The following is an 11530-nucleotide window of genomic DNA, read 5'->3' on the forward strand; positions in this document are numbered from 1 at the left end:
CAGATCGGCACCATTGACACCACCGGGAGACTGGGCGTGTATGCTCGGAGAGAGACATAGTAATAGTGAAGTAATAGAAATAATAGGTAAATAATGTTTCATAAGCCCTAAGCATATAAGGTAATAGAATATTGAATAAAGCAAAGAAAAGACAGGTTGGGTACGGAAAAGTTCCAACCTTAGAGAGAAACACCGCGGATTGGAAGGTAATACGTGGTGAGATATAGATTATTCAAGAACGGTTGTAAGTACTTCATGATCAAATGACATACGGGGTTATATATGCGAAAATACGTATTCTAAATCGCAAATCCAAGAAAATTGGAGAAAAAATAACGTAATAGCCTCTTTTTTAACATTTTGGAAAATGAAATCACCGATTTTTGTTAAAATAGAATCAAGACACATTATTATATTAAGAAAAATTATTTAAGAAATGCTGTTGAAGATTTTTCTCTGAATTTCTTGAAAACTGTATATTATCTTGTGAAAGTTTTATATCTTTGCAACATAGAACAGAGAGTTCTTTGAGGCATTGCAGAATAATGAAAGGGAAAGAAACTCACTCGTTTCCAAATCGTAACCCATTTCTTCTTTATTCATTGTTATTTTATTGATTATCTGAAAGATACAAAATTTTAAAATCTTTTGCGGGGATAGGTCGTGATTTTCTTCTCATAGAGGCTCTGGGCTATCGAGAGGGTCTTGTCTGCTGAAAAGCCGTGGCGTCTGTTGGTTTCCTTCTGCAAGGCAGTAAGGTCGTACAAGAGTGGTGGTGACGTATGTCCCACCTTTCTTGCGACCGATTCAACTTTAAGCTGGCTCTGACTGCGAAGCGAAGCAAGAGCAGTCTGTGCCAATGCTTCATTCTCATAGTCTTTACAGCCAACGGCTTTCAGCGATATGCCCTCTTTCTCCATGAGTGCGGAGAGTTTCCAATAGGGTACGGAAGAAAAATCACGGTTCTCTATGTACCGACGGCAGACCATAGCAAGGGTTGGGGTCTGTACCCGTCCCAAGGAATAGCCCCCTTTGCGGGCGATGGACAATGCACGGCTGGCATTGATACCCATGAGCCAGTCGGCTTCGCTTCTTGACTTGGCGGAGTAATATAGATTGTCGTAGTTGTTTCCCGGTTTGAGATTGGAAAGTCCTTCACGAATGGCTTTGTCCGTCAATGATGAAATCCAAAGACGGTCGAAAGGCTTTCTGCAACCAAGATGTTGATAGATGGTAGGCTCGGCACTTGGCGCCTTGCCGTCTTGTGACGGTAGGTTTCCGAGAGCCTGCCCCCGAACCGTACGTACAAGTCTCCTTGTATACGGCTCTCCGTTGGTTTTTGTCATTTTAGCGAACATCAATTTTAGCATTACAGGTTTCACATAGGGCTAAGGTCTTGCGATGTCTTTTTAACATCAGTTGCTCCCGCTCGTTATCCCCTTTCAGGTCTTTGAGGGTACGCACATGATGCATCACCGTTTTGCCTTGTGCACCGCATAACTCACACTTTTCAGCCTTTAACCTTTCAATTAGGCTTGGATAGGGGTTAATGTTTGTGTTGGGAATGTTGTCGCATTGAGCATAACCTTTTGCCGTTTTTCTTTTAAAACCTTCATTATAGAATACTCTGACCTTCTTTTGCCCTTTGCCGTCCACATAGTCGACAATAAAGTTTTTACCCCTGCGGAGTTTTTTTATTGTCTGTGCAAGTGTACTGTTTTGCTTTTGAGCAATCGTTTTAAACATACTGTATTCCATATTAAATCCAAATGAGTTGCCGAGATATGAAATATCGTTGGCGATAGAATAGTAGTTATAGAATCCTCTTATTTCCGCATTATACTGCGCCATAATATCTTCCGGCTTCATGCCTATCATGTAAGAACGAGTTTTGGGTTTCCAGACTTCTTTGCCGTTGGCTTGCCCAACGGATATTGCATCATAGTCCAGTAACTTCTTTTTAACTATCTCGTTCGCAACACGTAGAACGATTCGACCATTGAACGGTCTTCTTAAAATACCATTCCTATTATGCCTTAGTGCTTGGGATTTGCGAATAGAGACTTCATATCCGAGGAATTTAGCAGGCTTCTGTGCATGAGTGATAAGCGTCTTTTCATTTGATAATTCCAAATGGAGTTTCTCGCTCATAAACCGAGCAATGTTCGCTTTAATCTCGACACATTCCGCTTTGCTGCCGATAACTCCGATTAGGAAATCGTCAGCATACCTCACATACTTTAATCTTTTAAACGTTTCATCCATGTTTAAACCATAAGGCGTTTTAATTATTTCTCTCTCGACCTTCCGTATCTCATCAATCAGGTTTGTTCTGACCGATTCATCTTCAACGGATTTAGCCTTAATTACCAGCTTGCTTCTTTTGTTTTCAAGTCTTTTGTATTCTGTACTGCTTTGCCTTTCCCTGCCTTTGTCGAATGATTGAGCGTATTCCTTTATGTACTTGTCGAACCTGTCAAGATAGATGTTTGCCAAAATAGGACTAATCAAACCACCCTGCGGTGTTCCGCTGTACGTTTTATGAAATTTCCAGTCTTCGACATACCCTGCATTCAAAAATTTTCTGATAAGGCGAATGAACCTTTCATCGGCTATCCGTTCTCTTAGAGTGTTTATCAGAACTTCGTGGTTGATGTTGTCAAAGAAGCCTTTGATGTCTCCCTCAATGAACCACTTTGTCCCGCTGAACGACTTCTGAATGTGGGTCAGTGCAGTATGGCAGCTTCTCTTGGGTCTGAAACCATGTGATGAGCATTCAAAATACCCTTCATAAATGGCTTCAAGAATCATTCGAACTACCTCTTGCACCAGTTTATCCTCGAAAGAGGGTATTCCAAGCGGTCGTTTCTTTCCGTTCTTCTTGGGAATGTACACCCTCCTTGCGGGATGTGGCTTGTAGGACTCATTTCTGAGACTTACAATAAGGCTTTCTATTCTTTGAACGCTCATCTGGTCGACAGTTTTGCCGTCCGTGCCGGATGTCATGTTGCCTTGTTTGGCATAGATACGCTGATAGGCGGCATAGAACATTTGTTCATTGAATAAAATTCGGTACAGCCTTTCGAACTTGTAGCCCGAAACATTGCTGTGTTCACTTAAAATGTTTAATACATTCTCTGAATTTCTCATACGTCTCACACGTTTTTCTTTGTTTGTATTAAAAATTACCAACTGCTTCCCTTCGCCATGTACAGGGCTTTCCCCTGCTCGGACTACTACGAAAGCTCCGTTGCCATATTGGGTTTTCAGAGGCAAAACCTCATAGCCTTTCGGCGTCCAAACTTAGGCAATCCCCATTTAGCTTGCATAATAACTATTAGCACGACAAACTGTCGGATGCGACGTTCGACCTTTTCTCCGCATATTGCGGTTGTGCTGTAGTTTGTTCTTTTACTCCGTCCGTCCGATACACCGGAAGAGTACTACAGCGTGACGTTTATAATTGCCTTCCGTCACGGCTCATTTAACAGCCACTGGACTATCGTTCAACCAATTCAGGCTTCATCCTTATGTTTGTCTTTCTACCTTGTCATTCAGTCGCCACATAGCAATTTGTGGACTTATGCCTTTACCGACATGCTACACTCCCCATTGGGTTTCCCCGCCGGATAAGTCGGTTGGTAGTAGGTTATTATCTCAAAGAACACGAACCTAATCTCTTGCTAAAGAGATATTTATTATGCAGCCTTATGGGCGCACTAGCGAAAGATGAGTTCACCCTCACGTCCTGCATCGGTGGCTACGATGATGCGGTCTGCTTTGTCAAAGCAGGAGCGTATCACTTTGAGCTGTTTAAGCGCTGCTGGATCGGATATATACTCCTTGTCCTTACGCACTTGTCGTACAACTAACAGGAAAGGATTGGGACGGATGGGCAGATCTTCGGATTTGTAGGCAGAAAAGCCGTAGGCTTCAGGCATAGCAAGGGTAATAAGGTGTCCCATTGCCCATGTAACGAGATACCCACTTCCTTCTAAATATCCATCCTGCTTGTTCGTTGCCCCTACGATGCGGGCAATATCTCTGGCTACCGAGGGTTTCTCGGCAATAATACAAGTTGTCATAGTCAATAATAGAATTAAGGGTTACATCTTACGTCCACGGGACATCTTATGTTTGTTTTCGTCCTGCTTTTGCTTCTGCTCGGAAGTAGGTTGTGTCTGTCCCGTCTTCAAGGGCTCTTTCACATTCTTGGTGGCTTCATTCGTCTTGCCGTGGTTGTTCACGGCTACCTGCGTTTTGTGTTCTTCGGCTACAGCAACCACCTTTTCCTTGCCAGCATCCTGCTTCTTGTCAGGATTCCACTTGTAAAAACGTGGGCGGTTCTGCTCCTTGTCCATACGAACGTAGGCGTTGAAAGGTTGTCCCTGTTTGTCCACCATATTCTTTAGATATAGTGTGCGACCGCTATCCAATGCTTCACGCTGTTTTTCTGATAACTCCAAGCCGCAAAGCTTATGTGGGACACTTTGCTGCTGAGCCTGTTTGTGTTCCTGTCGTTCTCTTAAACTCTTGTTATCGCCAAAGATAAACTCAATGCCCTTTCGCTCGGCATTGACCTGCAAGGTGGCGTTGAAAGACTTGCCGCTCTTGGCGGTCATACCCTCCACCTTCACGGCTTTGCCTTCCACAAGCTCTTTGTACTGTGCATCGGAGAGTGTCACGCCCTTGATCTCCTTGGGAATGTTCACACGGTCGGCACGTAAGGCAACAATTTCGTTGGTCTGTGGATCGATGGAGACATAGGCAGAAAAAGGATTGCCGTTCTTGGGCGTTACTTCGATTGTCTTGCCAAGGTTGCCCGTAGTGAGTAGTTGTTCTTTCTCCTCGGGCGAGAACTTGTAGCCCATATAGGGGAAGTCGAGCTGTGGCTCCTTGCGTAAAGGGTGGATAGCCAAGCCGATATTGCCACTATCGTCCGTACGAAATGCAAGACGTGCTTCGGTGTAGATCGTTGTATCACCAATAGGTACGGCAATAGTAACAAGATTACTCTTCTGCCAAGAAAGCATCTTTTCTAACTCTCCACTTTGCTCCAATCGCTCACGGGTAAGACCGAGGTTGTCGAGTTGCTTCCAATCGATCTTCGACTCATTAATGACTGTGGCGTTCTTCTTTTTCGGCAGATAATCGTCAAAGGATACTCCAATCTCTGTCAGTTGCTGTTTGCTTTCTGGCTTTTCACGACTTTGCAGCATGGTACGAAGATTGTCCACACCTTGTTCTACATTGTTTGCCAAAACTTTGTACAGTCCGAAACGAGATGGGTCGTTGAACTGACGGAGAAAATTGCTCATGAAGTTTTTTAGAAGTCCGTCCTTGTTGTTAAACTTCAAGAACGCTGCCTGATTCGCAGCGATTGCGTCGATGGTTTTAAGGTTGCCCTTGTCGTCAATACCTGAAACTACGGAAAGTTTCCCTGTTTCCTTTTCGTTCTTTACCTCTGTGCGGTCTTCCAAGACTAGCACATAGTTGTCATTGTTGTTTGATTCCATTGCTTGATAATTTTAATGATGAATACTCTTATCAAGCCGCTAAATTATAGGTATATAAAGAGATAAAAAAGTTTTCGGGAAAAGTGGGAAATAAGGGGAATTTATGTGAAATAATTATTTGTATTCTGTAATATCATTACTTATATTTAAGGAAAAACTAAAATGTCCCTTTGCAACGTAGTATATAATTGCCATAAAAAGAAATTCCCCATTTATCACATTGGATAAGTGGGGAATATTTTTGTTGTGCATCGTTTAATTCAGACACTTTCTAATGATTTCATTGGAAATAATCGAACAAAGTGGTCCCCTCTGGCTCATTGAAAGTGGTCCACAAGTAATCGTTGAAAGTGGTCCGGTGGAATCGTGACACTGGTCCATGTGTTTTTTATCATTTAGCTTGTTGTATTTGAAGTGACTGGTTTAACTTTATCTGTAAATTATTTTCTAATCGTTAATAACTACAGATAACTATGCCTAATCATTCAATCGTCATGAACAAATTGCGACAAGTATTCTGTCTTAGTAAGGCTGGTTATGGCTCTCGTGCCATCGCTAACACACTAGGTATGTCCCGAACAACAGTAAGGAAGTACCTTGAGATTTATAACCGTAGTAAACTCTCTATGGAAGAACTTCTTTCCATGTCTGATGGAGAGTTATGTGATTTATTTGGGCTTTCTCCCACATCCTCTGTTTACCCAAGACTTGAGATGCTTTCTCCTTTACTGCCGGATTATGCCAAGCGTTTAAAGAAGCGTGGCATGACTAGGAAGATTTTGTATCATGAGTACAAGGAAAAGTATCCTGATGGTTATTCTTACTGCTGCTTCAATCGTTTTTTACGGGCATATATGGACCAAGGGAAAACCATTATGCACATAGAACATAAGGCCGGCGAGAAGATGTATGTTGATTTTGCAGGGGATAAGCAGTATTTGATAGATCCGGTATCGGGCAAGAAGAAGTATGCAGAGTTTTTTGTTGCCATATTACCATGTAGCCAACTTACCTATGCGGAAGTAGTGATGAGCCAAAGTAAGGATGACCTTATTATGGCGTGCAGACATGCCTTGGAGTTCTTTGGAGGTGTGCCTACGATGATAGTTCCTGATAATCTTAAATCTGCCGTTAAGCGTCCTAACAGATATGAGGCCGTTATCAATGATGACTTCGAAGCTTTTGCCTCTCACTACGGAGCCGTTGTCATGCCGGCTCGTGTAAGAAGACCTAAGGACAAGGCGCTTGTTGAGGATGCCGTGAAACTGTGCTATGCAAAGATCTATCCTCTGCTTGAAGATAAAGATAGACAGAGTCTTGAGGCGTTGAACAAGGCAATATGGTCTGCATTGGATCTACACAATGGCACTGTGCTCACCGGTAGGACTTATAGCAGAAGAGAGCAGTTTGAGGACATAGAGAAGGCTATGCTGAAGCCACTTCCTTTAGTACCCTACGAACTGCATCATCGACTCACTCTAACCGTGCAGCGTAATGGCTATATCCGCCTACAGGGTCATTACTACAGTGTGCCACATGTCCATGTGGGAAAGAAGGTTACCGTCTTTTACACCTCACAAACCGTTGAGGTTTACCTATACTATAAGCTTATAGCCAAACACCAAAGAAGTTACGATGGCTTCGGTTATACCACTGATAAGGAACATCTTCCCAAAGGTCAGCAAGTAATCTTTGAGGATGATCCAAGTCCATATCTAAAGAAGGCAGAGGAAATCGATATTACTATAAAGACATACCTTGAGCGGGTTATTGATGGGAAGAAACTCCTCTTACAAGCCTGTAAGTCATGCAAAGGAATACTATCCCTTGCTGATAGAGTAGGAACGGACAGACTCGTTGCAGCCTGCAAGTATGCAGCAACCTTGGGATTATACAATTATCAGATCATCTGCGAAACGCTCAAGAATGGAATGGATCGTGTGCAGGAGAACGATATGAATGAGCCACCTACCACACCACTTCATAAGAATATCAGAGGAAGAGAGTATTATAACTAAAAAGAAACAAGATTATGTCAATGAATGAAGAAACACTCAGCCGTATGCAGCGTATGCGCTTGCTGGGCATGCATGCAGCCTTCAAGGCCTCACAGGAAAATTTTACGTTAGATAAGATGACCAACGATGAGTTTATATCCTGGCTCATCACCAACGAATGGGATGACAGATGTAACAGAACCATCGATCGGCTTATCAAAACAGCCAGCTTCAGATATGAGGCGTCGCTTGAACATATCGACTACAATATGGATAGAGGACTGGACCGTAATCTGATGGAGAGACTTGCAAACCTTGGATTCTTGGCAGAAGCAAGAAACATCTTTTTTGTAGGAAGTACAGGGACGGGAAAAAGTTATATCGCTACTGCTCTTGGCTATAAAGCCTGTCAAAAAGGACACAAGGTGCTCTATGCCAACACGGCAAGACTCATGGCACAACTCAAAATGGCAAAGACAAAGGGAACTATACTGCAGGAACTCAAGAAAATAGAGCGAACAGAGCTGCTAATACTTGATGACTTCGGACTGCAGCCTTTTGATGCTACGGCAAGAACACATCTCATGGATATTATTGAAGATAGGCATGGGAAAAAATCTACAATCATTGCCTCGCAGATACCGGTGGGAGCATGGTACGATGCCATTGATGATAAAACTGTTGCGGATGCCATCATGGACAGAATAGTACATAATGCCATCAGGATTGAACTCAAAGGAGAATCTATGAGAAAAATAATAGCAAATAATAAGTAATTTACTTGGAATGTAAAGTATTTATAACTATTTTTGCAATGAAAATATAATAAATAACGGCATTAAAAGTAAGCCTGAAACGAAAATATTAAACAGGTTTTGAATGAAAAAATGCGCAGCAACTCTATAGGGCCAATTTGAATGAGCACATAGGGCCAATTTGAACGATTTTTTCCAATATAGGTAAACCGTATAGATATAATCGTAAAACAAAATAGTTATGGGAAATTGCAATGATGGGAATTGTGTTGTTGACAAAAACAAACAGGAAATGGAAACCTCGCAGAAAAGAAGTTACATCCGGACAGCTATATCCTTTGTGATGCTGATTGCAGGCATTATCTTCTCCGCTTCCGGACTATCGTTCTTTGCTGATAAGTGGATTCAACTTGCTTGGTATATCATCGCTTACATTCCGGTAGGCTTACCAGTAATGAAGGAGGCATGGGAAGCCATTCGGCAGAAAGACGTATTCAGCGAATTTACTTTAATGAGCATCGCTACCATCGGGGCGTTCTTTATCGGAGAATACCCCGAAGGCGTTGCCGTGATGTTGTTCTATGCCGTAGGCGAACTCTTTCAGGAAGCAGCAATACACCGTGCCAAACGGAGCATCAGCGCCCTGCTTGATATCCGTCCGGAAACAGCTACTGTTATCAGGATGGATAAAACAGAAACCGTATCGGCAGCAAGTGTAAATGTGGGAGATATTGTAGAAGTTAAGGTGGGAGAACGTGTACCACTGGACGGTGTGATGCTGAATGAATCGGCATCGTTCAATACTTCTGCCCTGACAGGCGAGAGCGTTCCCCGAACCATTCGCAGGAATGAAGAGGTATTTGCCGGAATGATACTTACCGACAGCGTTTCGCGAATAAAGATTACCAAGTCTTTCGGTATGAGTGCTCTGGCACGCATTCTCGACCTTGTGCAGAATGCTACCGAGAAAAAAGCTCCGGCAGAACAGTTCATCCGAAAGTTTGCACGCATTTATACCCCGATAGTGGTGGCATTGGCTGCGCTTATCGTGTTGGCACCACTGGTATACTCTGCTATTAATCCGGCGTTCAACTTTGTTCTGTACGATTGGGTATATCGTGGATTGGTATTCCTTGTTATATCCTGCCCTTGTGCATTGGTTATCAGCATTCCATTGGGTTATTTTGGTGGTATCGGAGCGGCAAGCCGGAACGGAATACTATTTAAAGGAAGTAACTATCTGGAAGCTATCACCAAAGTAAATACGGTGGTGATGGACAAGACCGGAACGCTGACACAGGGAGTTTTCAAAGTGCAAAAGATAATTCCGGCAAATCATTTGCTCGAAACTGATCTTGTGAACTTGATAGCTTCGATTGAAACGCAAAGCACGCATCCCATAGCGAAAGCCATTGTAGAATATGCCAAAGAACAGAATATCGAAGTAATTAAGCCGGATGTTGTCAACGAAATCGCAGGCCACGGCTTACAGGCTTCTATCAATGGTAAAGTTGTTCTGGTAGGCAATCCGAAATTGCTGATAAAGAATAACGTAGAGTTTCCACTGGAATTAGCTACCATACCCGAAACGATTGTCGTATGTGCAATCGATGGTACGTATGCCGGATATATTCTGGTAGCGGATGCTCCGAAAGAGGATGCAGCCACAGCCGTGAATGCTTTACACGAGTTGGGTATCAAAAATATTGTAATGTTGTCAGGAGATAAACAGGCCATCGTTTCACAGCTTGCCACGGAATTGAATATCATGCAGGCGCATGGTGATCTGCTACCCGAAGGAAAAGTGGAATATGTAGAGCAGTTGAAATCCGAGCCGGGTAATAACATTGCCTTTGTGGGTGACGGGATAAACGATGCTCCTGTTCTTGCCATGAGCAATGTAGGCATTGCGATGGGTGGACTGGGTAGCGACGTTGCCATAGAAACGGCAGATGTCATTATACAGACAGACCAACCGATCCGGATAGCAACGGCTATAACAATAGGTAAAGCTACACGCCGGATTGTTATACAAAATATAAGTCTGGCTTTTGGTGTAAAACTAATTGTATTGATTCTGGGTGCAGGAGGTATTGCAACCCTATGGGAAGCGGTATTTGCTGATGTTGGAGTATCGTTATTAGCAATATTGAACGCTATTAAGATTTTAAAAATGAAATTTTAATTGTGCCCTGTTGGGGTTTGTACCTAAAATATAGCCTTATGAATAAACATGTCAATACTATAATCGAAAAAGTGAATGTTCAACTTGAAGCCATTGAGCTGGTAGAAGAACCATCTCTGAGGAAAGCTAAAAAAGCAGTTCTGTTGCTAAAAGGAATTATGCAACAACTAAAGATGAAACTGAACGATTATAAGTTCAAAAATGATGAGGAAGAAATATGTTTTTTTAAAGAGTACAAACCCCAACTTTTCAGTAAATTAATCTATTTTTCGGAGATTTATAAAATAGAAACTAAGCGACCGACCGGAAGTGATACGGCACAGAAAAATTATATTATAAAGGAATTAGACAGAATAAAAGATTATTTTGATAAAAATTTAGATTTTTACCAGTATTACAGGACAGAGAAAACTCACCTTGATCGTTATTATTTCCTTAGGGTAGAGCCCGATATTGAGTTGAATGTCGATTGTTTCTACTTTGAAAGAGACAATAATTTTTCTACCAGTTTTGATTACAAGGTTTCTAAAATATTAGCTAATGAGATGCTCCGCATTTATCTCAATGCTTAATTAAAAAAACTTGAAAAGCATCCTGAAAACGAAATGGATAATTCAAAATTTCCCCGTATAAAACACACTTGGACAGGAACTAAAACAGAACTTGTCGAATTGATTTATGCTATATATGCAAAAGGAAGCATTGATTATGGAAATATTGATATTAAAGAATTGATAGATTATTTCTGTAATGTTTTTAATACCGATGCCGGAGAGTTTTACCGCATTTATTTGAATATCCGAAACCGGAAAGACAGCCGGACATTATACCTTGATTCATTGAGAGATAACCTTATCAAGAAAATGAATGATGACGATAACAGGTAAAATATCAGGTGGTCAATAGAAAAATAATAGAAATGGCTACTAAACACTTCTCATTATCAGGAAATAGCTGCCGCAGCCAAATGGCACATGGCTTTTTGCAATCATTTGACAATAAACTGGATGTCTTTTCAGCAGGAACAAAACCTGCTGAAAAGGTTAATCCGATGGCGGTAAAGGTTATGGGGCTCAG

General features: G+C 42.0%; 6 protein-coding genes and 3 pseudogenes. 5 read left to right on the forward strand and 4 right to left on the reverse strand.

Annotated elements, in window-relative coordinates:
• Nucleotides 1–650: 650 nt before the first annotated feature.
• From BN35_RS12170 to BN35_RS12185, 4 genes and pseudogenes are all read right to left on the reverse strand, one after another.
• Nucleotides 651–1232: pseudogene (locus tag BN35_RS12170) on the reverse strand (DNA topoisomerase); the annotation flags it as partial.
• 115 nt (nucleotides 1233–1347) lie between these two features.
• Nucleotides 1348–3150: a reverse transcriptase/maturase family protein gene (locus tag BN35_RS12175; RefSeq protein WP_025073207.1), complete on the reverse strand. Its 1803-nt coding sequence runs from the start codon at nucleotides 3148–3150 to the stop codon at nucleotides 1348–1350.
• A gap of 572 nt (nucleotides 3151–3722) precedes the next feature.
• Nucleotides 3723–4085 (reverse strand): annotated as a pseudogene (locus tag BN35_RS12180) (toprim domain-containing protein); the annotation flags it as partial.
• Between the two features lie 21 nt (nucleotides 4086–4106).
• Nucleotides 4107–5516: a DUF4099 domain-containing protein gene (locus BN35_RS12185; protein WP_028901304.1), complete on the reverse strand. Its 1410-nt coding sequence runs from the start codon at nucleotides 5514–5516 to the stop codon at nucleotides 4107–4109.
• A gap of 473 nt (nucleotides 5517–5989) precedes the next feature.
• On the opposite strand from BN35_RS12185, the gene istA reads away from it, so the two are divergent.
• The 5 genes and pseudogenes from istA to BN35_RS14415 all read left to right on the forward strand — a co-directional run.
• Nucleotides 5990–7534: an IS21 family transposase gene (gene istA, locus BN35_RS12190; protein ID WP_081410159.1), complete on the forward strand. Its 1545-nt coding sequence runs from the start codon at nucleotides 5990–5992 to the stop codon at nucleotides 7532–7534.
• Nucleotides 7535–7548: 14 nt separating this feature from the next.
• The gene (gene istB, locus BN35_RS12195; protein ID WP_025877962.1) at nucleotides 7549–8289 is read left to right on the forward strand and encodes an IS21-like element helper ATPase IstB; all 741 of its coding nucleotides are present in this window, start codon (nucleotides 7549–7551) and stop codon (nucleotides 8287–8289) included.
• A gap of 220 nt (nucleotides 8290–8509) precedes the next feature.
• Nucleotides 8510–10453 (forward strand): heavy metal translocating P-type ATPase, encoded by a 1944-nt coding sequence (locus tag BN35_RS12200; RefSeq protein ID WP_025877959.1) that lies wholly within the window; start codon nucleotides 8510–8512, stop codon nucleotides 10451–10453.
• A 173-nt stretch (nucleotides 10454–10626) separates the two neighbouring features.
• Nucleotides 10627–11340 (forward strand): annotated as a pseudogene (locus tag BN35_RS14240) (RteC domain-containing protein).
• A gap of 32 nt (nucleotides 11341–11372) precedes the next feature.
• A partial coding sequence (locus BN35_RS14415) for an arsenate reductase/protein-tyrosine-phosphatase family protein (protein WP_457920586.1) occupies nucleotides 11373–11530 on the forward strand: 158 nt, incomplete at its 3' end.

Origin of the sequence: Hoylesella timonensis 4401737 = DSM 22865 = JCM 15640 (assembly GCF_000455445.1) — a bacterium.
GTDB lineage: Bacteria > Bacteroidota > Bacteroidia > Bacteroidales > Bacteroidaceae > Prevotella > Prevotella timonensis.

Excerpts from the sequence above, each read along its gene's own strand:
- BN35_RS12175 (WP_025073207.1), bottom strand. The coding sequence starts at position 3,150 with ATGAGAAATTCAGAGAATGTATTAAACATTTTAAGTGAACACAGCAAT.
- BN35_RS12185 (WP_028901304.1), bottom strand. The coding sequence starts at position 5,516 with ATGGAATCAAACAACAATGACAACTATGTGCTAGTCTTGGAAGACCGC.
- istA (WP_081410159.1), top strand. The coding sequence starts at position 5,990 with ATGCCTAATCATTCAATCGTCATGAACAAATTGCGACAAGTATTCTGT.
- istB (WP_025877962.1), top strand. The coding sequence starts at position 7,549 with ATGTCAATGAATGAAGAAACACTCAGCCGTATGCAGCGTATGCGCTTG.
- BN35_RS12200 (WP_025877959.1), top strand. The coding sequence starts at position 8,510 with ATGGGAAATTGCAATGATGGGAATTGTGTTGTTGACAAAAACAAACAG.